At 43.4% G+C, this 25,053-nt stretch carries 22 protein-coding genes and 1 other annotated feature; of the genes, 5 read left to right on the top strand and 17 right to left on the bottom strand.

Features of this window, described 5'->3' with window-relative positions:
• Nucleotides 1-111: 111 nt before the first annotated feature.
• The gene (locus tag A5883_RS04365; protein WP_086338051.1) at nt 112-1,311 is read left to right on the top strand and encodes a YdcF family protein; all 1,200 of its coding nucleotides are present in this window, start codon (nt 112-114) and stop codon (nt 1,309-1,311) included.
• A gap of 48 nt (nt 1,312-1,359) precedes the next feature.
• On the opposite strand, the gene A5883_RS04360 is transcribed toward A5883_RS04365, so the two are convergent.
• Both A5883_RS04360 and A5883_RS04355 read right to left on the bottom strand, forming a co-directional pair.
• Complete coding sequence (locus A5883_RS04360; RefSeq protein ID WP_005229452.1) at nt 1,360-1,869, bottom strand: HD domain-containing protein; 510 nt, start codon at nt 1,867-1,869, stop codon at nt 1,360-1,362.
• A 123-nt stretch (nt 1,870-1,992) separates the two neighbouring features.
• A complete protein-coding gene (locus A5883_RS04355) occupies nt 1,993-2,754 on the bottom strand; it encodes a TrmH family RNA methyltransferase (RefSeq protein WP_010749325.1) in 762 nt (253 codons plus the stop codon).
• A gap of 94 nt (nt 2,755-2,848) precedes the next feature.
• Here A5883_RS04355 and A5883_RS04350 point away from each other — a divergent pair, with 94 nt between their 5' ends.
• The 3 genes from A5883_RS04350 to A5883_RS04340 all read left to right on the top strand — a co-directional run bounded on the left by A5883_RS04350 (nt 2,849) and on the right by A5883_RS04340 (nt 5,229).
• On the top strand, nt 2,849-3,127 hold the full coding sequence (locus A5883_RS04350; protein ID WP_086338050.1) for an acylphosphatase: 279 nt from the start codon (nt 2,849-2,851) through the stop codon (nt 3,125-3,127).
• Between the two features lie 124 nt (nt 3,128-3,251).
• Nucleotides 3,252-4,181 (top strand): membrane protein insertase YidC, encoded by a 930-nt coding sequence (gene yidC, locus A5883_RS04345; RefSeq protein ID WP_010749323.1) that lies wholly within the window; start codon nt 3,252-3,254, stop codon nt 4,179-4,181.
• A gap of 106 nt (nt 4,182-4,287) precedes the next feature.
• Nucleotides 4,288-5,229, top strand: a complete 942-nt coding sequence (locus A5883_RS04340) for an AEC family transporter (protein ID WP_086338049.1) — start codon at nt 4,288-4,290, stop codon at nt 5,227-5,229.
• Nucleotides 5,230-5,514: 285 nt separating this feature from the next.
• Here A5883_RS04340 and A5883_RS04335 read toward each other — a convergent pair whose 3' ends face one another.
• The 9 genes from A5883_RS04335 to rpsB all read right to left on the bottom strand — a co-directional run bounded on the left by A5883_RS04335 (nt 5,515) and on the right by rpsB (nt 18,184).
• Entirely contained in the window at nt 5,515-9,864 is a 4,350-nt protein-coding gene (locus A5883_RS04335) for a PolC-type DNA polymerase III (protein WP_086338048.1), read from the bottom strand.
• Nucleotides 9,865-9,982: 118 nt separating this feature from the next.
• Nucleotides 9,983-11,692, bottom strand: coding sequence for a proline--tRNA ligase (locus A5883_RS04330; protein WP_005229438.1), 1,710 nt, complete (start codon nt 11,690-11,692; stop codon nt 9,983-9,985).
• A 69-nt stretch (nt 11,693-11,761) separates the two neighbouring features.
• Nucleotides 11,762-13,030 carry an RIP metalloprotease RseP gene (gene rseP, locus A5883_RS04325; protein ID WP_005229437.1) on the bottom strand — a complete coding sequence of 423 codons (1,269 nt, stop codon included), beginning with the start codon at nt 13,028-13,030 and terminating at the stop codon, nt 11,762-11,764.
• A gap of 149 nt (nt 13,031-13,179) precedes the next feature.
• On the bottom strand, nt 13,180-13,986 hold the full coding sequence (locus A5883_RS04320; protein WP_010749318.1) for a phosphatidate cytidylyltransferase: 807 nt from the start codon (nt 13,984-13,986) through the stop codon (nt 13,180-13,182).
• The gene (locus A5883_RS04315; RefSeq protein ID WP_015510051.1) at nt 13,983-14,783 is read right to left on the bottom strand and encodes an isoprenyl transferase; all 801 of its coding nucleotides are present in this window, start codon (nt 14,781-14,783) and stop codon (nt 13,983-13,985) included. The genes A5883_RS04320 and A5883_RS04315 overlap by 4 nt, the downstream gene beginning before the upstream one ends.
• Before the next feature lie 191 nt (nt 14,784-14,974).
• Complete coding sequence (frr, locus tag A5883_RS04310; RefSeq protein ID WP_005229434.1) at nt 14,975-15,532, bottom strand: ribosome recycling factor; 558 nt, start codon at nt 15,530-15,532, stop codon at nt 14,975-14,977.
• A gap of 1 nt (nt 15,533) precedes the next feature.
• Nucleotides 15,534-16,256: a UMP kinase gene (pyrH, locus tag A5883_RS04305; RefSeq protein ID WP_005229433.1), complete on the bottom strand. Its 723-nt coding sequence runs from the start codon at nt 16,254-16,256 to the stop codon at nt 15,534-15,536.
• Nucleotides 16,257-16,403: 147 nt separating this feature from the next.
• A complete protein-coding gene (gene tsf / locus A5883_RS04300) occupies nt 16,404-17,285 on the bottom strand; it encodes a translation elongation factor Ts (protein WP_005229432.1) in 882 nt (293 codons plus the stop codon).
• Nucleotides 17,286-17,395: 110 nt separating this feature from the next.
• Nucleotides 17,396-18,184, bottom strand: a complete 789-nt coding sequence (gene rpsB, locus A5883_RS04295) for a 30S ribosomal protein S2 (RefSeq protein ID WP_005229426.1) — start codon at nt 18,182-18,184, stop codon at nt 17,396-17,398.
• A 302-nt stretch (nt 18,185-18,486) separates the two neighbouring features.
• Between rpsB and A5883_RS04290 the strand changes: the two genes are divergently transcribed.
• Entirely contained in the window at nt 18,487-18,957 is a 471-nt protein-coding gene (locus tag A5883_RS04290; RefSeq protein ID WP_005229424.1) for an arginine repressor, read from the top strand.
• Between the two features lie 82 nt (nt 18,958-19,039).
• Here A5883_RS04290 and argS read toward each other — a convergent pair whose 3' ends face one another.
• The 6 genes from argS to tsaB all read right to left on the bottom strand — a co-directional run bounded on the left by argS (nt 19,040) and on the right by tsaB (nt 25,012).
• A complete protein-coding gene (gene argS, locus A5883_RS04285) occupies nt 19,040-20,731 on the bottom strand; it encodes an arginine--tRNA ligase (protein WP_086338047.1) in 1,692 nt (563 codons plus the stop codon).
• A gap of 128 nt (nt 20,732-20,859) precedes the next feature.
• Nucleotides 20,860-21,053 (bottom strand) — a binding site (T-box leader).
• Between the two features lie 79 nt (nt 21,054-21,132).
• Nucleotides 21,133-22,146 carry an ornithine carbamoyltransferase gene (gene argF / locus A5883_RS04280; RefSeq protein WP_005229421.1) on the bottom strand — a complete coding sequence of 338 codons (1,014 nt, stop codon included), beginning with the start codon at nt 22,144-22,146 and terminating at the stop codon, nt 21,133-21,135.
• Nucleotides 22,147-22,282: 136 nt separating this feature from the next.
• Nucleotides 22,283-23,302 carry a tRNA (adenosine(37)-N6)-threonylcarbamoyltransferase complex transferase subunit TsaD gene (gene tsaD / locus A5883_RS04275; RefSeq protein WP_086338046.1) on the bottom strand — a complete coding sequence of 340 codons (1,020 nt, stop codon included), beginning with the start codon at nt 23,300-23,302 and terminating at the stop codon, nt 22,283-22,285.
• A complete protein-coding gene (gene rimI, locus A5883_RS04270) occupies nt 23,295-23,768 on the bottom strand; it encodes a ribosomal protein S18-alanine N-acetyltransferase (protein ID WP_086338045.1) in 474 nt (157 codons plus the stop codon). Before rimI (A5883_RS04270) ends, tsaD begins: the two co-directional genes overlap by 8 nt.
• Entirely contained in the window at nt 23,761-24,303 is a 543-nt protein-coding gene (rimI, locus tag A5883_RS04265; protein WP_005237007.1) for a ribosomal protein S18-alanine N-acetyltransferase, read from the bottom strand. Before rimI (A5883_RS04265) ends, rimI (A5883_RS04270) begins: the two co-directional genes overlap by 8 nt.
• A complete protein-coding gene (gene tsaB, locus A5883_RS04260; RefSeq protein ID WP_086292836.1) occupies nt 24,287-25,012 on the bottom strand; it encodes a tRNA (adenosine(37)-N6)-threonylcarbamoyltransferase complex dimerization subunit type 1 TsaB in 726 nt (241 codons plus the stop codon). The genes rimI (A5883_RS04265) and tsaB overlap by 17 nt, the downstream gene beginning before the upstream one ends.
• Between the last annotated feature and the right edge of the window lie 41 nt (nt 25,013-25,053).

Below are 25,053 nucleotides of genomic sequence, written 5' to 3'. Positions count from 1 at the left end.
TCTTTCCTTCATTTTAGCGAATTGCAAGAAATTCAGCAACTTTGACCTTAGCAACAAGCAATTTCTGCCATTTTTCGGTATACTAAGTGTATCGTTAAAGGAGTGAAAAACATGGATCTTACGCAATTGCTGATTTTTGCCATCAGCTATGTGTCGGGCGTGATCGTCGTTCAAAAATGGCGCAAGAAAAAAGATGATCCGGATATTTTCTTTTTTGAATGTTGTTGGACGATTCTAGCCCTGCTAATTTATTTAGCTGTCTCAGAATTACGGACAGGTAGTTTCTTTATTTTGATACCCGTCGCCTTCGCCGGCCTTTTTTTATTTTCTTATCGGCGCAACAAGCACCAACTTGTAAATGGCTTGCTTTTTAATTTGTTCGTGCTGGCTTTTGGCGGCTACTTAGTCATTAATTTATACCGAACCCAAGACATACTCGTAGGTGGTCTACTCGCTGTTTTACTGGCAATCTTCGTTGCTGTACTATTATTCGGTTTGGCAACACTCGTGGTCTTTCTTTACTGGAATTCCATTATCGTACTACGAAGAGAATCGCGATCGATCGCCAATTTGTTAACCCTGATCTTAGCGGTGGTTTTGACCGTTTTACTATTTTCAGATACCCTTTTGCACTTTTTCCCAGATTGGATCCGAACCTTATTCGGCATTGTTCCCCTAAGTCTTTTGTATCTGTTTGTAGTCTTTTTGAACTTTTTATCCATTTCAGTCATTTATCAGTTCAACCATCCTCGCTATAATCAGGATTTTATCATCGTCTTAGGTGCAGGCCTTTTGAATGGCACCACGGTCTCCCCTTTATTGGCAAAACGCATCAATACAGCGATCTCGTTCTACGAATCGCAATTTAAAGCGAAAAAAACCGCGCCTCGATTACTGATGTCAGGCGGACAAGGAAGCGATGAGCAGCTGCCGGAAGCTGTTGCTATGAAAGAATATGCGATTGCCCAAGGCGTACCAGAAGGTGAGATTTTAGTGGAAACAAATTCCACGACTACTTATGAAAACATGAAATTTTCGAAAGAAATCATGGATTCGCTTAAGCCAAACGGCTACAAAGCAATCTTTGCCTCAAACAATTACCATATTTTTCGTGCTGGTCTCTATGCAGATCAAGCCCAACTTAAAGCGGATGGTATCGGAGCACCTACTGCCTTTTACTATTTACCGAATGCCTTTTTAAGAGAATTTGTGGCAATCCTTTTTATGCATAAAAGACGACATTTAACGGTATTGATCACCTTACTGATTCTCTATGCAGGAGCAGCGATCCTCCAACTTATTTTTGGCTAAACAAACAAAAAAAGTTCTTTGAACCAGTTGGTTCGAAGAACTTTTTTCTTATTGAATCGTGCGATGTTTCTTCCAGAAGCGTTGTTGCCATTTTTCTTTCATGCTGTCTGTAAGGGGTTCTGATGCTTCTTTGATCGCACAATATTTGTCCACCATCGTGACGATATAGCTTTCTTTATAGCGTGGCGGTGCAATCGTTGCTCCCCACATATGTTTCAAGATGATATCTTTTTCTAGATCACTAAGTTCAGTGATTTTTTCGGCATTTTTTACTGCGATTCGTGGATGCATGTACGCATGGGTACCTTCGTCAAACTTTGTAGTACGCCAATCGTAATAAAATAAATCATGAAGGAGTCCTGCACGAGCTGTTGCACGAGCATCGCCGCCCCATTTCTTGGCCAATTTGTAACTATAATAAGAGACGCTGATCGAATGTTCCAAACGTGTGGAGTTCATATGCTGCACAAAGTTGGCTAATTTTTTTACAGCTTCTGTTTCTAACAGGTCAGCCACGTAAGACATATATTCGCTATCTTCTTGCCATTTTTCTGTCATAAATTTTTGTCTGCCACCTTTTTTGATCTGCTTGATTGTTACAAGACAAAGTATAGCACCTATTCCTGCAAGTTTCTAGGTGAGGTGCAATAGATTCAAATAGTTTAACAGTTCCTTAAAAATCTAGCTGACAGCAAAATACATCAAAATACCTGCCGCAATGGCGACGTTCAATGATTCCGCCTGACCATAGATAGGAATATATAGATTTTTATCGGTCAATGCCAACAGTTCCTGATTGACCCCTTGCCCCTCGTTGCCTAAAATGAAGGCAGCCGCTTGTCCTTTAGGAAGCTCGGTATAAGGGACTGCTTCTTTGTTTAACTCGGTGCCATAAATCGCCACACCAGCTGCCTGCAGCTGCTTTAAAAATGGTGGGATCGCTCCTTCTACGATCGGCAGATGATAGTTGCTCCCTTGCATGCTGCGCAAGACTTTGGTACTGTAGAGATCGGCTGTTCCTTCGCCGAGAAAAACCCCGCTGAATCCAGCGGCATCCGCTGTTCGAATCATGGTGCCAACGTTTCCAGGATCTTGCACATTATCTAAAATCAGCCAATTGCCCGTCAGTGTCTGTAAGTCTTGTTCTTGCTTTTCCACCACGGCAAAAATCCCTTGTGGTGTTGGCAAATCAGAAAGCATCGCTGCGATCTCCTCTGTGATCAAATAGCTTTCTTCCTGATAATCATCGAGTTGCCCGTTGGCTTCACTTAACCCTCGCGGGGTCACCAACAATGCTTTGATGGGTACTTGTGCATGCAATGCTTCTTGCACCAAATGCCAGCCATCGATCAAATAGGTATTGGTTTGTGTCCGATGTTTTTTTTGTGTTAGTTTTTTGATTTCCTTGATAAAGGTATTTTTTTTCGATTGAATTTCTTTCATCTTGTCACCTCGATTCATTATAGCATGAGTCAATCGATCTAACTTGTTCTTTTACTGAAAAAACGCTATCATAAAAGCAGAGGAGGGATTGTCCATGAAGAAACTACGAATCCGTGTGCAAGGACGTGTCCAAGGCGTCGGCTTTCGTTATACCACAAAAATGCTTGCCGATCAGTTGGGCGTCACCGGATCTGTAAAAAACGAAGCGGATGGTTCTGTTTCGATTGAAGCAATTGGCGATGACAAAGCCATCGATGCCTTTGTTGCTGGGGTTAAGGATTCTCCTTCACCCGCTGGGAAAGTAAATCAGATCGACATCCAACCAGACGATGCTATCAAAGAGCGTAGGAGTTTTGATGTAGTGTACTATTAACAATTGAATATTTTCTAAGTCGAAAGATTGATTTTTCAATGAATTTCTCTTTGTACATTGAAATAGTCGGTCTTTTTTAGTATAGTTATTTTTGTCTAAATTTATTGTGAAGAGGAAGAATAGAATGTCTAAAATGAATAAATGGCTGCTTTCATCAGGATTATTTGGCCTGTTATTAGCATTATCAGGCTGTGTCAGTACCAATGCTGATGGTACGCCGAAAGAAACAGGAATGATTTATCGCTTTTTGGTGAAACCATTAGGGGATATGATCACGATGCTCGTAGAAAACTTCAACTGGTCTTACGGCTGGGCGATCATCGCCGTAACGATCGTTGTCCGTGTCATTATCTTACCATTAGGGATCCATCAGTCTCGAAAAACGATGGTTCAAAGTGAAAAAATGCAGTTTCTGAAACCTCAAGTGGATATTGCGCAAGCCAATTTGAAAAAAGCGACCACTCGGGAAGAACAAATGCAAGCGCAAGCGGAGATGCAAAAAATTTACTCTGAAAACAACGTCAGTATGTTTGGCGGTATCGGATGTCTCCCTTTGCTGATTCAGATGCCGATCTTCTCTGCTCTTTATTTCACCGCTCGTTACACACAAGGAATCCAAAACTCTGAATTCTTTGGCGTATCTTTAGGCGACCCAAGCATCCTCTTTGTGGCGATTGCTGGTCTTTCCTACTTGGCACAAGGATATATCTCAACCATCGGGATTCCTGAAGAACAGAAAAAAACGATGAAAACCATGTTGATCGTTTCTCCATTGATGATCGTTTTCATGTCCATGAGTGCACCAGCTGGTGTGACACTCTACTGGGTAGTTGGTGGGGTCTTCAGTTGTATCCAAACGTTTATCACGAATGTCATCATGAAACCAAAAATTCGTGCCCAAGTCGAAGCGGAAATGAAAGCAAATCCGCCTAAAACGGTAGTTACGCCTCGTAAAGACGTAACGCCTGAAAAAACAGAAGCTGTCAAAAAAGCGTTGAACACGACAAAGCCTAACGGAAAAGGTCGTAACGCTGGCAAGCAGCAACGGAAGTAATTCTTGACCAAATCGCTCATTGGGCGGTTTGGTTTTTTGTTGTTTTCAAATGGGAATCAGTTGCTTCTTCTATTTCCTTTCGCTATAGTAAATGAGAGGTGAGCGCATGTTTCAAGCATATATCAATATTTTTGTCATTTTCAGTCTCATGTTTATCGGTTATTGGTTGTCTTACAAACAATGGTTTTCTAATCGAACCGCCGATACGTTTTCAAAACTGGTGTTAAATGTCTCATTACCCGCCAATATGTTTTTGACGATCATTGAAAACTTTACGAAAGACGAGTTTCTCTCATTAGTTTCCGGGATGATCATCCCTTTGCTTTCCATGATGATCACTTACTTCGCCGGTTATTTATGGCGCCGTTTCGCGCAAGTTGAAACCAAACACCAAGGGGCATTTTCCGCCATGTTTACCTTTTCCAATACGATCTTCATCGGCTTACCGATCAATTTAGCCATTTTTGGTGAAAAAGCCGTTCCCTATGTGTTGTTGTACTACATCGTAAATACGACATTATTTTGGACCATCGGTATTTTTGAGTTAGCAAAAGATAACCCCGATTTCGGCGAAGCCCGCATTTCCTTTCATCCATTGGTCATGCTAAAAAAGATTTTTTCGCCAGCCTTGATTGGTTTCATTATCGGCTTGATCTGGATGCTGTTCACATTCCCACTGCCCTCCTTTGTTGATGGGCTTGGAAGCTACCTAGCAGATTTAACGACGCCTCTATCAATGTTTATTATCGGGATCATCGTGTACTTTGGCGGGCTCAAGAACTTGCGAATGACCAAAGACATTGCTGGTGTCCTATTTGGTCGCTTCATTCTTTCGCCCCTCGTTGTATGGCTATTAAGCAGGATCATCCCTATTCCTGAACTGATGCTTTCTGTGTTTATTATCCAAGCCTCCATGCCCGTCCAAAACTCTGTCCCGATCCTTGTACGAAACTACCAAGGGGATGAAGAATTTGCAACTTCATGTCTAGGCTATTCCGTCTTACTGTACATGGTGTATCTGCCTGTTTTGCTTTTTTTCTTTTTTTAGCTAGTTAACGAACTTTGTCGAAAAATACTCGTTGCCAAAGGCATTCGCTTCTTTCGGTAACGAGTATTTTTCTTCTCTTTGTATGGTAAAGGTTCGATTGATTCGCTGTCCAAGCGGCAACTCCCTTATGATTTGTCACTATAGACCACGATTTTTCTGATTTTCGCCAGATTGTGGCTGTTTAGGTTACCTTCATAAACAAGACAAAAAAGCCCATCATACAGAAACTAGCTATACTAGATGCTGCGATGATGGGCTTATTTTTTTAAGTGGACAGCCGTTGGCTTACAACATATCGAACAACGACAACTGATTTTCATCTGGTAGATCTTTTAGAACACCGTTATCCGTCATGTATTCAATCAATGTCTTAGAAACTTTCCCGCGATTGGCGAGGTCTTCTTTCGATAAGAAGGGACCATCTTTTCGTGCTTCCACGATTTGTTTCGCTACGTTCAGCCCTAAACTCGGTACTGCTCGGAACGGTGCGATCAATTTTTTCCCGTCGATCACGAAGTTTTCCGCATCCGATTTATACAGATCGATCATCCCAAATTCATAACCGCGCTCTAACATTTCATTGGCTAACTCCAGAACCGTCAACAGATTCTTTTCTTTCGTTGACGCATCCAATCCTTTGTCAGTGATTTCTTGCATCCGTTCTTTTACGGCGTCTTTTCCTTTTGACATGGCAATCAAATCAAAATCGTCTGCTCGGACAGAGAAATAAGCACAGTAATAGAGAATTGGGAAGTACACTTTAAAGTAAGCCACCCGCAACGCCATCAAAACATACGCCGCCGCATGGGCTTTCGGGAACATGTACTTGATCTTCGAACAAGAATCGATATACCATTCAGGGACATTGTTCTCCCGCATCGCTTGCAAGTAAGTGTCCCGCAAGTCGTCAGGAATCTTGTTCCATTGTCCTTTACGGACCGTCTCCATGATTTTAAAGGCCATCCCGTCATCTAAGCCAGCATGGATCAAATACACCATGATATCATCCCGACAGCCGATTACTTCCGCTAGGCTGGCATCTCCGCGACGGATCAATTCTTCCGCATTGCCCAACCATACATCGGTACCATGGGAAAGACCAGAGATCTGCAGGAGTTCAGCAAAGGTCGATGGATGGGTTTGATCCAGCATCCCCCGCACAAAGCGGGTACCAAATTCCGGGATGCCTAATGTACCGGTTTTCGAATAGATCTGCTCTTCGGTCACACCTAACACATCCGTGCCGCCAAAAATACGCATCACTTCTGGATCATCGGTGGGGATCGTTTTTGGATCGATGCCTGATAGATCCTGCAGCATCCGAATGACCGTCGGATCATCGTGTCCGAGGATATCCAGCTTCAAGATATTGTCATGAATCGAATGGAAATCAAAGTGGGTCGTTTTCCACTCCGCATTTTGATCATCCGCTGGGTATTGGATCGGGGTGAAATCATAGACATCCATATAGTCGGGAATAACAATAATCCCCCCCGGGTGCTGACCAGTCGTCCGTTTGACGCCTGTGGCACCTTTTGCCAGGCGATCGACCTCGGCTGCTCGATAATGAAGATTATGATCGCGCTCAAAGCCTTTTACGAAACCAAAGGCTGTTTTGTCGGCTACGGTACCGATCGTTCCTGCACGATAGACGTATTCTTCACCGAAGAGTACTTTCGTATAGTTATGGGCTTCTGGCTGATATTCTCCTGAGAAGTTCAAATCGATATCGGGTACTTTATCGCCGTGGAAACCAAGGAACGTTTCAAAGGGAATATCGTGGCCATCTTTGTTCAGACGGGTGCCGCATTTTGGACATTTTTTCTCTGGCATATCATAACCAGAACCATACGAACCGTCTTCGTAAAACTCCGAATACTGGCAATCGGGACAATAATAATGAGGAGCTAATGGATTGACCTCAGTGATCCCCGTCATGGTTGCCACGAAACTAGAACCGACTGATCCCCGTGACCCTACTAGATAGCCGTCTTCATTGCTTTTATGAACCAGTTTTTGTGAGATCAAATAGATCACGGAAAAGCCGTTCCCAATGATCGAATCAAGCTCTTTTTTCAAACGTTTTTCCACGATCTCTGGTAATGGATCGCCGTATAACTCTTTGGCACGGTTGTAACTTAAGTCGGTGATCTCTTGTTCTGATCCGGGAATCTTTGGTGTATACAGATCATCTTTTACCGGAATGACTTTTTCACAAAGATCGGCGATTTTATTCGGGTTCGTCACTACAATTTCTTTCGCTACTTCTGGACCTAAAAACTGAAAAGCGGTCAGCATCTCATCGGTTGTTCGGAAATGTACATCCGGTAAACTATGTCGATTCAAGGGATTGGCGCCCCCCATCGAATTGATCAAGACCTTACGATAAATGGCATCTTCTTCGTTCAGGTAATGGGCATTCCCAGTAGCCACAACGATTTTCCCTAACTCTTCCCCCATCTTTACCAGATTCCGAATGATGTCTTCTAGGTCTTTTTCGCTTTTCACGAGCTCCGTTTCCAGAAGATGGGCATAAACTGCTTTGGGCATGACTTCGATATAGTCATAAAACTTGGCAAGTTCTCGTGCTGCATCGACCCCTTTTTGCATCATTGCGACAAAGACTTCTCCTTTATCACAAGCGGTTCCGACTAACAATCCTTCCCGCAATTTCACCAATTCTGAGCGCGGGATCCGCGGAACTTTATCATGGAAGTACTTCACATTCGACATCGAGATTAGCTTGAATAAATTCTTCAATCCCGCCTGTGTTCGGGCTAAAATCGTGGCATGGAAAGGCCGAGCTGCTTTATAGGAGTTCTCACCCCCCACGTGTCGGTTCAACTCTTCGTGCAGTAGCATGTCATGTTTTTCCATCGCTTCTTTGACAAAGATCCATGCTAAATGACCGGTTGCCTCGGCATCGTAGATCGCTCGGTGATGTTGTTCTAAGCTGACGCCGAATTTTTTGGAAAGGACACCTAAACCGAATCGCTTAAACTCTGGATACAAATAACGAGCGAGTTCCAATGTATCAATGACCGGATTTTCCGCTTCTGGAATACCGTATTTTCGATAACTGGTATTTAAGAAGCCCATATCAAATGACGCATTGTGGGCAACTAAAATGGCTCCTTCAGAAAACTCACGAAACAAACGTAAGACTTCTTCTTCTGATTTTGACCCGCGAACCATTTCATCGGTGATTCCCGTCAGTTCTACGGTCGTTCGCGATAACGGATGACCGGGATCGATAAATTCATCAAAGGATGCCTCCACGTTGCCTTTATGCATCCGCACAGCAGCCAACTCAATAATGGTGTCGTATACTGCAGACAACCCAGTGGTCTCCACGTCAAACACGATATAAGTAGCATCGGTCAGTGGAACAGGCTGAGGATTGTAGGCAACCGCTACGCCGTCATCCACGATATTGGCTTCCACACCGTAAAGAATTTTAACACCAGCCTTTTCTCCTGCATGATGGGCATCAGGAAACCCTTGTGCGCCACCATGATCGGTGATCGCAATCGCCTTATGGCCCCATTTGCCTGCTTGAGCGACAAAATCCGCCACGTTGTTGGTGGCATCCATCGTACTCATATTGGAATGCAGGTGGAGTTCGACCCGTTTCTCGCCTTCAGGTGCATAGTCTTTGCGGGCTTCGTGTTTGACTTCCAGCAAATCTTGCGCATTCATAACGAGATCTCGCATGAAGGTATCTTCTTGGACGCTACCGCGTACTTTGACCCAACTACCTTTGGCGATGGCATCAAAAACTTGTTCATCTTTTTCATTGTTGGAGAATTTTTTCACACTAAACGATGACGTATAGTCGGTGATTTTCAAAATCAAAATCTTCCGTTTTGAACGCAATTCGCGGACTTCTTTATCAAAGACATACCCTTGGATCGTAACTCGGCGTTCTTCCTCGATGATATTGATCATCGGTGTCACAGGTTCATCGGCAGGAATATTACGTCCCAAGGCGATTGGTCCGTCAAATTCGACTGTTTTGACTTCTTTTTTGCGTTGCTCGTGCGCCATTAAGTTCTCAGCAGCTTGTTGTTGGAACGCTGCTGTTTGCTCTTCCTTGCGTGCTTCAAGTTCTTTTAAGGCCGCCTCCGCTTGCTCTTGGTCTAGCTGCGGCAAGATCCGAAATTTTTGAAAGCCGAAGGTACTATAATTTTCCTCAATGATCGGCAAGTACTGCTGCTGCAAAATCGTGATGACCGCATCATTGTTGACTGGCAAAATCACTTTGTTCTCTTGCAGCACAGGCATTTGGTTTTTGATCACTTGATGAACCAGTGGTCGATCACAATTTTGATTGGCTAACGCTAATGGCCAATATTCTTGAATGAATTGCTCATCAAAGGAACCATCTTGAGCTTCAATGATGATACGAACTTCCGCAATCTCTTTAAACGCCAATTCAATATGTTGTTTAAAGGACTGATACACCATCACCGGTAATAAACGTTCAAATTGGAAATAAAACGTCCACGCTTTTGATTGTCGATGCACGGTCACTTGTTTGATTTGGGCAGTCTGCATCAACGGATGCTGCCGAAGATTTGGGGCAGCTGCAATTTGGTCTAATAATATCTCAAAGGTCTCTCTTTCTTTTGACAATTGAAGATCCTCCTTTTCTCAGTACTCACTAGTATACCTCTTTTTGCCCTCATTTTCATTAAAAAATCGAGAAAGGATTTCCTCTCTCGATCTGTTATTCATTCTTGTTCGTTCCTGTTTATTCCTGATTGGCTAACAAAATCGTCAAGGTCGAAGCGACTTCTTCTTTTCTCACTTCAACGGTCGCACCAGTATGCTTGATTTTGATCTCCACGATGCCTTCTACGGCTTTTTTACCGATAGTCAAGCGAATCGGACAGCCAATCAAATCGGCATCTGCAAATTTGACCCCTGCACGTTCATTGCGGTCATCTACCAGCACTTGATAGCCGACTTGGTTCATCATTTCTTCTACTTCTTCACTTAAGGCATTTTGATAGCTATCTTCAATCGACGTTTGAATGATATGCACATCAAATGGGGCAATTTCTTGGGGCCAATCGATCCCAAATTCATTGCCGTATTGTTCGACGATCGTTGAAAGCAGCCGAGAAACCCCCAGCCCATAACAGCCCATGATGATTGGCTGCTCATCGCCGTTTTCATCGACAACCGTCGCTTCTTGCGCCTCACTGTACTTGGTTCCTAACTTGAAGATATGCCCAACTTCGATTCCTCGCGTAAAGGTTAAGGTTCCTTTTCCATCTGGGGAAGGATCACCTTCTTGAACCAAGCGAAAATCGGCAAAGGCTAATGGTTGAAAATCACGCCCCACATTCGCATTGAGATAATAGCTTTGTTTTTCTGCCGCTGGAACGATCAGATTCGCCATATCTTGGACATGCTGATCGGCGTACAACTGGATCGAATCAGCAAGCGCAATGGGACTGCGCAGCTGCGTCTCACTCGTCAGATAAGACTCCGCTTCCTCAACAGTCAGCACCTTCACTTGATCAGCGGCTAAGTAATGCTTGACCTTTGTTTCATTGAGGCTGTGATCGCCTCGTAATAACACCATAATGACTTGCTCGTCAACGAGTAATAAAGATACTTGAACGATTTTTTGCAAGTCTGTTTCGTATGCCTGCGCCAGCTCCTCTAACGTTAAAGGCTCATCCTGAACAACTTTTTGTAATTCTAAATAGGTCTCGTGAGATTTTTTGGCGATGTATTGACTGGTTGCTAATTTCCAATTGGCGACATAATCGCTTTCGGTCGAGTAGCAGATCAGCTCTTCGCCGATCCCCGACAATGCCAAAAATTCTTTCGAATCTCTGCCACCCATCAAGCCATTGTCCCCGACCACTGCCCGATACTCGATCCCACAGCGTTTCAATATTGCATGATAAGCCATTTCGTAACGATTATAGGTTTGATCTAAGCTGGCTTCATCGGCATGAAAGGAATAGCCATCTTGCATGATAAATTCGCGGCTGCGGATCAATCCAAAGCGCGGCCGCTGTTCGTCCCGATATTTCGTTTGGATCTGATACAAGCTCAATGGCAGCCGTTTATAAGACGTGATCTCGTTTTTGATCAATGTCGTAAACGGCTCTTCATGAGTAGGTCCTAAAACGATCTCTCGTTCGTTTCGATCTGTTAATCGATACAAGGATTCACCATACAATGAGGCACGTCCTGACTCCTTCCATGGCTCATACGGAAGCAAAGAAGGCATCGCCATCTCTACGGCATCGATTTGTGCCAATTCTTCACGGATGACCCGCTTGATCTTTTCTAACACCCTTTGTGCTAGCGGCAAGTAAACATAAATGCCTGCCGCCACTTGTCGAATATACCCTGCCCTAACTAACAGTTGATGACTTAACGTCTCCGCATCGCTGGGGGTTTCCCGCAATGTCGGAATCAAACATTTTGACTGTTTCATTTTTTTCTCCTTTGCTACAAAAAATCATGTTCACCCGATCAACAATTGATTTGCTTGTGCGTCTTATTTTTAAAAGAAGAAACGTTGGATATCATTCCAGGTAACGAGAACCATCAGCAGCATCAAAAACCCAAACCCAATCAGAGTAATGATGCCTTCTTTTTCTTGGCTGATTGGCTTGCCTCGCAAACCTTCTAAAATATTTAAAACCAGCTTACCGCCATCCAATCCAGGAATCGGTAATAAATTAAAGATCCCCAAGTTGATAGAAATCATCGCCATCATCGCGATCACCGTTGTTACCCCTTGCGATGCAGCTTGAGAAGACAGTTGGAAAATCGCTACCGGTCCACCCAATTTATTGATATCTGGTTGGGCAATCAAGTTGCCGACTGCTCTAAAAATCACCAGTGAATTGTCAATGGTCGTTTGCAAGCCGCCCAGTAAGATATCTCCGATCCCAGTTTTTAAGGAAGCGGTGATCCCTAAGAAACCAATCGTGGTCTCCCCTGATTCTTGACTCGCAGGAGTTGCCGTCAAATCAAGTGTTTCTGATCCTCGTTTGACTGCTAGAGCAATCTGAGTATCTGGGTACTTTTGGATCTCAGTCGTTAATTCTGACCAGTTAGAAACATCGACACCTTCGACAGCTAAGATTTCATCGCCATTTTGCAGCCCTGCTTCAGCTGCCGGTGTTCCTGCTTCGATTCCTGTCACGATGGTTGCATCTTGATTCGCAACACCACCTTGTGCAAACACCAACCCAGTGAATAAGACCAAGGATAAAATAAAGTTGTTCATCGGTCCAGCAAAATTCGTCAGCATTCGCTGCCAAAGCTTTGCGGACTGGAATTGAACGTCTTTAGGTGCGATCCGAACTTCAACGCCATCTTCATGGATGATCGTTGCATCATGATCCACAGCGTACGTAATCGCTTCTTGTTCATTGCCATTGATGAACCCTGTGATCGTCAACTTCTCCTCCAAGTCAAAGTCGGTCACTTCCATAGGGATCGCTTGCGGCAATTGGATCTTTTTGCTCGTATTGATTTTGATAACTTTGCCAGTTGCATCTTGAACCAAGGAGACTGGCATACCTGGTGTTAATTCTGTTTCATCTTCACCCCAGCCCGCCATTTGGACATACCCGCCTAATGGCAGCATCCGAATCGTGTAGGTCGTCCCATCTTTCGCTTGATGCGCGAACAATTTAGGCCCCATACCGATGGCAAACTCTCTTACTAAAATACCTGCCCGTTTTGCAAAGAAGTAGTGTCCAAACTCGTGAATCACTACCACTACGGAAAAGATAATGATAAATACAAGTATCGTTTTCATGCTCGTTCCTCTCTTTCACAGCATCCCTCTCATTCAGGGCAGCCTTTCCTTATTTTATCACACCGATTCCCGTTGAGGAACTCACATTCCCGTTGTAACAAGAATTTAAAAAAAGAAGCGCAAGCCAAGCCTGCACTTCTAAATAATTTCTAAAAAACACCGAATAAATACATGATTGGAAACACAAACAGCATGCTATCGAAGCGATCCAAGATCCCGCCATGTCCTGGCAAAAGATTGCCTGAATCCTTCACGCCATAATGACGTTTAATTGCCGATTCCACTAAATCCCCGAATTGACCAGCGATCGAAAAGAGGACCGTCAATAAGATCATGATGGCACTACCATGTCCAAAATAATCTTTCCCTGGAAATGCTAGCAGATACAGACCGGCTACGACCACCGCAGCAGCAATCCCGCCTAGGGCCCCTTCGATCGTTTTATTAGGGGAAATCTCTGGCCATAATTTTCGTTGTCCGTAACGCCGTCCCACCATGTAAGCCCCAATATCCGTTGCCCACACGATAAACAGACCGAAAACTAAAACGACTAAGCCATCTGTTGCTGAACGTGCCGTCAAGAAACGTTCAAACCCGACACCCGTATATAAGCTGACGATCACTGGAAAACCAGCTTCATCGATAGTATACGTATTTTTAGAAATAACCGCGATCCCTAGTAATAAAAGGACGATTACATAATACAAGGCACTTTTATCTGTGCCCTCTGGCAAAAAGAAAAACCAGCGTTCTTGAGGTAAAACTAAAATCACCGCACCGATGATTGAAAGAATTCCTTCAAAACTGAAAACAGCTAGTCCTTTCATCCGAAATAATTCATAAACACCAATCCCTGCCATCGCTGCTGCCAGCAATTCGACGGCAATGCCGCCAACGTAAATAATTGGCAGGAAAAAGGCTAATGCGACGACCGCAGTGATTACACGTTGTCTCACTCTTCTTCCTCCTTCGTTTTCAAACCGCCAAAACGCCGGTTTCGTTGTTGAAAGCTCCCGATCGCATCTTCTAGTAAAGCAGCATCGAAATCAGGCCAGAGCGCTTTCGTAAAGAATAATTCGCTGTAAGCAATCTGCCATAACAAGAAGTTGCTGATACGTTCTTCGCCACTCGTGCGAATCACCAATTCAGGATCACGTAACGCGTTTGGCAAAAAACCAGTCATCAAATGTGTCGCCAGCATGTCTTCCGTGAGCTTGGGCAGGGCTTCCTCCGAAGCTGCAAGCTCTTCATAAAGGGCTTGGACCGCAGTCAAAATTTCTGCGCGGCTGCCGTAATTTAAAGCAAAATTCAAGATCATCCCAGTATTATCTTTGGTTTGGTCAATCGCTCGCTTGACCGCTTCTTGTGTGTGTTCGGGTAAAGATTCCGTGAACCCCATCACTTTGACTTGAACATTTTCTTTGATCAGCTCAGGAACAAACGTGTCGAAAAAGTCGACGGGCAGTTGCATCAAAAAGTCCACTTCTTCGTTTGGCCGTTTCCAATTCTCTGTTGAAAACGCATAAAGAGTCAATACTTTCACACCAAGGTGTGAAGCATGTTTCGTGATCTTTTTTACCGTCTCCATGCCTTCTTTGTGACCAGCTACTCTTGGCAAGCGCCGGTTTTGCGCCCATCTGCCATTGCCATCCATAATGATCGCGATGTGTTGGGGAATCGGCAGTGATGGATCAAATTCATGTTCAGCCGCTTCTTTGATATATTTGTCTTTTTGTGGAAAAAAACGCAGCATCGTATTCGCTCCTCTTCCAATTCTTGAAATTCATCTTTTACATTATAACAATAATCAGATTTCTTGCCTATGAAAACCAAGAAAAGATTTCCATATTAAGAAAAAACAAAAAAACAGTCGTGATATTCAAGTACATACGGCACTTTCGACCATAAAAAAAGAGCCGCTGAAGCGACTCTTCGTCATTCCTTTTAAACCTCAAGTAGCTCTTGCTCTTTTTCAGCTGCGATCGCATCGATTTCTTTGATGCTGTTATCTGTAGCAGTTTGCACTTCTTTTTCAGATTCACGCAAATCATCTTCTGTGATATCGCCAGCTTTTTCTTGTTTCTTGTAAGCTTCCATCGCATCACGGCGAATGTTACGGACCGCGATTTTCGCATTTTCAGCTTCTTTTTTCACGTCTTTGGCTAATTCTTTACGACGTTCTTCCGTTAATTGAGGAATCACCAAACGAATGACTGTTCCGTCATTGGCAGGCGTGATACCAATATCACTTTGCATGATAGCTTTTTCTACTTCTTGGATCATTGTTTTGTCAAAAGGTGTGATCATCAAAATTCTTGCTTCTGGAATCGTAATTGAAGCCATTTGGTTCAAGGGTGTTGGTACACCATAGTAAGTAACCATTACGCGGTCTAAGATGCTCGCATTCGCGCGGCCAGCACGGATTTGTCCTAATTCCCGCTGCAAGTTTTCTGCTGCTTTTTTCATTTTGTCTTTTGCTTCTGTTAAAATTTTGTCAGCCATGTTATTTCCCCCTTACTGTCGTTCCAATATGTTCACCTAAAATGGCGCGGCGAATGTTTCCATGCTCATTCAAGTTGAATACGACTAATGGAATATCGTTGTCCATACTTAATGAACTTGCGGTTGAATCCATTACTTGCAATCCTTTAGAAATGACTTCTAAATGGGTCAATTCTTCAAATTTCACAGCACTTTGGTCCGTTTTAGGATCTGCTGAGTAGACGCCATCAACATTGTTTTTCGCCATCAAAATGACATCAGCGTTGATTTCAGCTGCCCGTAAGGCTGCGGTCGTATCAGTTGAGAAATAAGGGTTGCCGGTTCCGCCTGCAAAAATGACGACCCGCCCTTTTTCTAAGTGACGTTCTGCTCTGCGACGAATATAAGGCTCTGCGATTTGACGCATTTCGATCGAAGTTTGGACACGCGTTGGTACACCAGCGTTTTCTAGTGTGTCTTGTAATGCTAAAGCATTCATCACAGTCGCTAACATGCCCATGTAATCAGCTTGTGCTCTTTCCATCCCCATTTGCGCGCCGATTTGTCCACGCCAAATGTTTCCGCCGCCGACCACGATCGCCATCTGTACGCCTAATTCGTGGACTTCCTTGATCTCTTTAACGATCTCTTGGATCGTCGGTGGTTTGATCCCAAAGCCTTCGTCACCCGCTAATGCTTCACCACTTAATTTTAATACAACACGTTGATATTTTGGTTTGCCCATCATGATTCCTCCGTACATTCTCCAATTCTATTGTAGCATATTGGTGCTCTTTCGTTGAAAATTATCTACACTATTTCTTCAAAAACCGTTTTTGCTTAAAAAAAGGGAGCGCACTTCCATGCGTTCCCATCTGTTCGAGGAACAGAATTATTTTTTCACTTGGCTCATTACTTCTTCAACGAAGTTGTCTTCGCGTTTTTCGATACCTTCGCCGACTTCAAAGCGGACAAAAGATTTCACAGTTGCGCCTTTTGATGCAACATATTTTTCAACTGTCATATCTGGGTCTTTAACGAATGGTTGGTCAACCAAAGCGATTTCTGCTTTAAATTTCTTCAAGCGTCCTTCAACCATTTTTTCAACGATGTTCGCTGGTTTGCCTTCGTTCAATGCTTGTTCTGTCAAGACTTGTTTTTCATGATCCAATTCTTCTTGAGAGATTTGTGCTTCGTTCACGTAGCGAGGGTTGATCGCTGCAACGTGCATTGCAACATCTTTCGCAACTGATTCGTCAGTTGTTCCTTCAAGAACAGTCAATACAGCAATACGTCCGCCCATGTGTAGGTAACCGCCGAAAGCAGCATTGTCATCTTTTTCAACAACTTCAAAACGACGGAAGCTGATTTTTTCTCCGATTACTTGTGTTGCTTCGATTAACGCAGCATCCATTGTGCCTTTAGAAGTTTCTAATTTTAAAGCAGCATCCATATCAGCTGGTTTGTTTGCTGCGATTACTTCAGCGATTTCTTTTACTAAGTCTTGGAACATTTCGTTTTTAGAAACGAAGTCAGTTTCTGAGTTCACTTCAACGATTGCTGCTGTGTTGCCGTTGATCGCCACAGATGCTAAACCTTCAGCAGCAATACGGTCGTTTTTCTTCGCAGCTTTTGCCATACCTTTTTCACGTAATAAGTCTACGGCTTTTTCGATGTCGCCTTCTACTTCAACTAATGCACGTTTTGCGTCCATCATTCCTACACCAGTCATATCGCGTAATTCTTTTACTAATTTAGCTGTTACTTCTGCCATTTTTTGTTTCCTCCTAAATGTTTTTAAACAAGATTGCTTGTCTTTAAAAAAAGCTGTTTCAAAGGAGAGTGAGGCTTGGCGCCTAGCCTTTGAAACAGCTCCATCATTTATTATTCAGCTGATGCGTTGTCGCCTTCGACAACATCAACGATTTCTTCGATTGAAGTTGCGTTTTCTGTTGATTCAGCAGCAAAATCTTCTTCTGCTACTTGGTCTTCGCCTTGGTTACCTTCGATGAAAGCATCTGCCATTTTCGCAGTGATCAATTTAACGGCACGAATAGCGTCATCATTTGATGGGATAACAACATCGATTTCGTCTGGATCACAGTTTGTATCGACCATCGCTACGATCGGGATATTTAATTTGCGTGCTTCTTGGATCGCGATACGTTCTTTACGTGGGTCAACAACGTACATTACATCTGGAATTCTTGGCATATCAGCGATACCGCCTAAGAATTTTTCAAGACGTTCGCGCTCTTTGTTCAAGCCAACGACTTCTTTTTTAGGAAGAACAGCAAATGTGCCATCTTCTTCCATTTTGTTGATTTGTTTCAAACGAGCAACACGTTTTTGGATTGTTTCCCAGTTTGTCAAAGTTCCACCTAACCAACGATGGTTAACATAGTATTGACCTGAACGGATTGCTTCTTCTTTGATTGCTTCTTGTGCTTGTTTTTTAGTACCTACGAACAATGCAACGCCGCCTTCTTCAGCAACATTTTTCATGTAGTCGTAAGCTGCGTCTACTAATTTCACTGTTTTTTGCAAATCAATGATGTAGATGCCGTTTCTTTCTGTGAAGATATATTTCTTCATTTTTGGGTTCCAGCGACGAGTTTGGTGACCAAAGTGTACGCCGGCTTCTAGTAATTGTTTCATTGAGATTACTGCCATGTTGTGTTTCCTCCAATTTGGTTTTTTTGTTTTCCTCTCTTGCTCTTTTACTCCTTGAAGAACTGAATCGATCAGCACCGCTTCGCAGATGGAACAAGATGTGGGATTGACGTGAAAAACTCACGCCTTAAACAGTATACAGTAGCTAAAAAAGAAATGCAACTGATTCAAATGAAAAACTACGATTCGTGGTCCAGCTTTTTTTTAGCGTTCTAATTCTTTTCTTATTATATCTAGGTTTTTTCGGCTTTATCTGCTATGATAAGGCTGACTTAATCAATCATGCTTAAAGGAGTTTACCTATGCGAAAAGCTGATCGCCATTTACTTATTAGACAAATCATTACTGAACATACTGTACGCACGCAAGAAGAATTATTGCAGCAATTGGAAGCCCAAGGCGTCTCCGCCACGCAAGCGACCATCTCTCGCGATATTCGTGATTTGAAAATCGTGAAAGTGCCCGATGAAACAGGTCAGACGAAGTTTGTCATTTTTCAAGGAATGCAATCGTCAGAAGATGAAAAAGAAGAAGAGCAGCGTTTGATACAGATGATCGAAGACGTTGTCACTAAAGTAGATCGTGTGCAATTTATGACGTTGATCCATACCGTTGCGGACAATGCGCCTTTGCTTTCGGCTGCGATCGATGAAGTGACTATGCCAGAAAAAGTTTGCTCGTTGGCGGGCTTTGATACAGTAGCGGTGATTTCCCGCAGCGACGAAGATGCTGAAACTTTTTATCAATTTATCAGAAACCACGCGGTCTTATAAGACACCGAACAAATGTGACCTATCTGTATTTTTACTACAAAAAAGCTGTGTCTTTGTCGAAACAAGGACACAGCTTTTTTTGTTACATTTTGTCGGGTGCATGTAAACCAAGCAACCGTAAATCTTCTTTTAATAAGGTCGTTACTGCATAAACTAGAGCCAGACGTGCGTCTTTTTCCGCATCTTCAGCCAAGATTTTCACATTGGCGTAATACTTATTAAAGGCCTGTGCCAATTTGATGGCATGTTTAGCAATGACGGATGGTTCATATTTTTCTGCTGCTTGCAGCACGGTTTCTGGGTAGCGCTGAATCAATTTGATGACTTCCCAGCTCTCAGTATCTGCCAATGACAAACTGCTGACAACAGCAGGATCAAAGTCGGCTTTTTCAAGAATGCTCATGGCACGGGCATGAGAATATTGCACATAGGGTCCGGTCTCTCCTTCAAAACGGACAACTTCTTCTAGCGTAAAGTCGAAATTATTCAAACGGTCATTTTTCAAGTCGTGGAAAACGACTGCCCCGACACCGACTTGTTTTGCAACTTCTTCTTTGTTTTCAAGCGTTGGGTTCTTTTCAGTGATTTGTTCTTTCGCCGAATCGATCGCTTCATTCAATACTTCTTCTAAAAGAACGATCTTCCCTTTTCTCGTAGATAATTTTTTCCCATCTTTGGTGATCAATCCAAATGGTACGTGGGTCATATCATCTGCCCACTCAAAGCCCATTTCCTTCAAAACAGCTTTTAATTGCTTGAAGTGATAACTTTGCTCATTTCCTACCACGTACAATGATTTGGCAAAATTGTAGGTCCGTTTGCGGTACAGCGCTGCGGCCATGTCCCGTGTGATGTAAAGAGTCGCACCATCGGATTTGCGGATCAAGGCTGGATTTAAGTCATACGCAGCCAAATCAACGATCTCTGCCCCTTGGTCTTCTTTCAACAAGTGTTTTTCCTCTAATAATTCCACGACTTCTGTCATTTTATCATTATAGAAAGCTTCGCCATTCAATGAATCAAAGGAAACTTCCAACATATCATAGATTTTATTGAATTCTTTTAATGATTCATCACGGAACCATTGCCACAAATCCATTGCTTCTTGGTCACCATCTTCTAGTTTCTTGAACCAAGCTCTCGCATCATCTTCTAATTGTTTATCTGTCTCGGCAGCTTCGTGAAAATCAACATACAAACGCAACAGTTCGTTGATTGGTTCCGCTTTGACCGCTTCTTCTGACCCCCATTTTTTATAGGCCACGATCAATTTCCCAAATTGTGTGCCCCAGTCGCCTAAATGGTTGATGCGAATTGGCTGGTAACCGATTTTTTCTAAAATAAAGCCGATTGAGTTACCGATCACAGTGGAACGCAAATGCCCCATTGAGATGGGTTTGGCAATATTTGGTGAAGACATATCGATGGGTACTGCTTGCTGATTGCCGATGGTTTGATCGCCAAAATGATTTTTTTCTTTGAGAACCATCTCTAAGACGTGGGCAGAGATTGCTTTTTTATCCATAAAGAAGTTTAAATATGGACCGACCACTTCAATTTTTTCAAAAGACGCTTGATCGATTTTTTCTGCTAAGTCTGCGGCAATTTGCTGCGGCGCTTTCCGATAGACTTTTGCTAGCGAGAAGGCTGGGAATGCCACATCCCCATGGTCAGCTGACTTTGGATTTTCCAGTAATTGCTGAACTTGTTCGATCGATAGATCTTCTTTTACTACTTGATGGATGGCTTGTGCGACGATTTCTTTGTTATTCATAGTATCCCTCCTATAATGACTGAGCCCATGTTTTGATGAAAAGTTGTTTGAAGCAAGCAAACAGCTGTATGTTTTTAACGCAAGAAATGATTGATAAAAACAAAAAAAGCCTCTAGCGCATAACATGCACTAGAGACGAGATTTCCCGCGGTACCACTCTGATTGTCCTTTTCGGACCTACTTTTTTCTGATAACGGCAGAATTCCGTTTGCTTGGCAAATTCTCACAAGTGCGTTTCACAATCTGATCAATTCGGCTTCCACCACCCCGAACTCGCTAACTGATACTCGAATCGCTACTTCTCTTGTTTCATCAAATCAAGGCTATTTACTTCCCAGAAAGTATAGCAAAGAAATGTTTGTTTGGCTAGCGAGATTTTGGCATTTTCAAAAAAAATTATTTTATACTTTAGGAATAAATAGATCTCCAGCAGTCACTGCCATGATCGCTTTGATTGAGTGCAAACGATTTTCGGCTTGATCAAATTGACGGGCATACTTACTGCGAAAGACCTCATCAGTGACTTCCATCTCAGAAATTCCATACGCCTGCGCTGCTTTTTTGCCATACGTGGTCTGATCATCATGAAATGCTGGCAAACAATGCATAAAAATCACTTGATCGTTTTGTGTTTTTTTCATCAACGATTGGTTGACTTGATACGGCAGCAGCTGTTCGATCCGCTCTTGGAATTTTTCTTCTTCACCCATTGATACCCAAACATCGGTATACACGACATCAGCGCCTAGAACACCTTGATCCACATCATCAGTCACCAAAATCTTTGCGCCCGATTGCTTGGCATAGGCTTGTGCCTGTGCGATGATGGTTGCTTCTGGCTGCAAGGCCTTCGGGGTGACGACATGAATATTGACCCCTAAAATCGCACTGGTCACTAATAAAGAATTAGCGACATTGTTGCGCCCATCCCCACAGTATGCGATGGTCAAGCCAGTCAGCTCACCAAAGTTTTCTTGAATGGTTAAAAAGTCAGCAATCATTTGCGTTGGATGCCATTCATCCGTTAAGCCATTCCAAACAGGTACACCTGAATAGTTGGCCAGATCTTCGACAACCTGTTGACTAAAGCCGCGAAACTCGATCCCGTCGAACATGCGGCCGAATACTTTGGCGGTATCTTCAACAGATTCTTTAGACCCCAACTGAATATCATTGGCCCCTAAAAATTCCGGATGTGCCCCCAGATCCACCGCTGCAACCGTAAAGGCTGCTCGCGTCCGTGTCGAATTCTTTTCAAACAAAAGTGCAATGTTTTTGCCATCTAAATAACGATGTGGTTGATTGTTGGCCTTCATCCCTTTCAAGTGCTGGGAAAAATCAATCAAATATTGTAGTTCTTCTTTTGTAAAATCCTTTTCTGCTAAAAAACTGCGTCCTTTAAAAACCGATGTCATTGCATACCCGCCCTTCAATTAACTAATAATTATACATGATAATATCAAATGATGAAATAAAATACAACAAAATCTTCTATTTGCTCATAAAGAAACCAAAAAAAACACCTAAGAACGGATCTTAGGTGCAATCATCTTAAGAAATCGTATGGGCAAAGCTGACACTTGGATCAGCATTCAATGAAAGATCTGCTAAGCGTTGCTTTTTCAACGCAACATAGGCGTAGGCACCAATCATGGCCGCATTATCTCCGCAAAGACGCAACGGTGGAATCAACAATTCCACTTCCGGCAATTCCTGCATCGCTTTTTGTAAAGCGTCACGCAAGCCTTGATTCGCCGCGACTCCCCCAGCAACGATCAGCTGGTTTACAGGATAAGCTTGGCACGCCCGCAACGTTTTGTGAACCAAGACTTCGACAACGCTGGCTTGGAAACTAGCTGCTAGATTTTCTACTGACAAAGCTTCCTCTCTTTGCTGTGCATTATGCACAAAATTGATAAAGGAACTCTTTAAGCCGCTGAAACTAAAATCAAAATTATCTTCTTGTATCATTGCTCGAGGAAAGTGATACGTATCACTGCCTAGATGCGCAAGGCGATCAATTTCTTTCCCACTAGGATAAGGCAAACCTAGAACACGACCGACTTTGTCATAGGCTTCACCAGCGGCATCATCTCTCGTTTCACCGATGATCTCAAAAGAGCCATCTTCTGCCATATACACCAATTCGGTGTGGCCACCACTGACCAATAACGCCATTAAAGGAAAAACCAATGGCTTCACTAGGCGAGCTGCATAAATATGTCCTGCCATGTGATTGACCGGAATCAGCGGTAAGCTGTGGGCCCAGGCAAAAGCTTTTGCTGCAGACAGCCCAATCAACAGTGCCCCAACCAACCCTGGACCATAGGTAACAGCAACAGCTGACAACTCTTCAGGTTGGGTGTCGGCCTGTGTCAATGCTTCTTCGATACATAAAGTAATCTGTTCGACATGGTGACGACTAGCGACTTCTGGTACGACACCGCCGAAGCGCTGGTGGCTCTTGATCTGCGAAGCAACAATGTTACTTAAAATGGTGTCGCCGTTTTTAATCACTGCCACACTGGTTTCATCACAACTGCTTTCAATGGCTAAAATCAATTCATTCATTTGATTTTTGTCCGCCTACTTTCTTTTCCATAATCAACGCATCCTCTTCTGGATGACTGTAATATTTTTTTCTACGACCGATGACTGTATAGCCCATACGTAAATAAAGAGCTTGTGCTTGCAAATTCGACACACGCACTTCAAGATAGATGCGCCGACCATCGGTTTGTTCCACGAGCGATTCCATTTGCTTCAACAATTCTTTCGCCAAACCACGACCTTGATACGCTGGTAAAACCGCTACATTAAACAACTCTGCTTCATCCAGCACTTGCTGAAAACAGAGAAACCCAATTAGCTCTTGATTGGTTTTTCCATAACGGAACAAATAGCGACTGTTGCTGTTTTGCAAATCTTGTTGAAATTGCTGCACATTCCAAGGCGAGCCAAAGGGATAGCTCTGATCTGCCAATGACCAGAGCATTTGCGGTGTCGGGATCGTTTGCTCTGCTTGTTCGTTAGTCATTTAAAAATTTCACCATATCCAATGCGTCTTCATTGCCTTCGGTGTAGTACGCCGTTTTGATCGCCTGTGAAACAAACCCGAGGGTCCGATACAAACGTTGCGCATCACGATTGCCCAGGCGCACTTCTAATGTCAAACGGTCGCATTTGTTTTTCCGTGCATAACGTTCGATTTCTCCTAGCAAGAAAGAACCGATCCCTTTTCCTTGATAATCAGGAATGATCGCGATATTGGTGATATGGGCATCAGCGCCTAAAATCCGCACCCCGATAAACCCAATCATCCGCTCATTATGCAAGATGCCCAAATAAAGATGTTTGACCCGTGAATAAAGTTCTGACAAAAAGGCGCTCTTGGTCCAAGGCAGTTCCCCCGCATACACGAGACGCTCCACCTGCAGCAGCTCTTTAATGTCATCTCCGACTAATTCACGAACAACGTACGTTTCCCCTCGTATCTCTTTTTTACGCTCTGGGTATTGAATCTGACGGAAAAGGGCCAGCTTTCCCGTCATCGTTTTAAATTTTTTCAACATAGGCATCCACTCCCGGTTCATGCGAGGCTAACCATTTTTCTTCGGCTTCAACTAATTTTAAATAGTCTGGTACAAAATCATGGATCGAAGCGACCGGCGCTTCTTCTTTCGCAATAGCAGCTAAAACAACGCCATTGGGGTAACTCCATAACGATACTTGATTGATATGGGCTGTCGGCAGTTCCGCCTCGATCATGTCTTTAAATTTGATGGTATCGGCGCCGACAAATAGCACTTCTTGACCATCGACTGCTTTTAACTGGGTCAATAATTCAGACAGTGAGATATGCTGGTCTTTGATCCTTGTTTCTAAGGTCCCATTATGCCATTGGTAGGCACCTGCGTAGACATTTTGACGGCGAGCGTCAAACAACGGCACGATCACTTGCGATACGCCCACACAATTGGCAGCGACTGCTTTCAAACTAGAAACACCAATCAGCGGGATGTTCAATGTTTGCGCCAGCGTTTTTGCTGTTGTGACGCCGATTCGCAAACCTGTATACGAACCAGGACCTTTCGCAACAACGATTTGCTCCAGCTCTTTAGGTGCCATCCCCACTGCTTGCATCAATCCATCAATGGCAGGCATCAATGCTGTGCTGTGGTTTTTGATCGCCATCGTCTGGCTTTGTCCCAACACTTCTTGACCATCGACCACCGCAACCGCCAGTGTCTGGTTTGAGGTATCAATCGCTAATGTTTTCATCTATCTTCTCCCCATTCAAAAAACTCTCTCATATTCTACCA

The sequence above is a fragment of the Enterococcus sp. 5B3_DIV0040 genome (genome assembly GCF_002140755.1).
GTDB lineage: Bacteria > Bacillota > Bacilli > Lactobacillales > Enterococcaceae > Enterococcus_D > Enterococcus_D casseliflavus.
The sequence above is the reverse complement of the archived record's forward strand: the minus strand, read 5'-3'. Positions and strand labels throughout refer to the sequence as shown.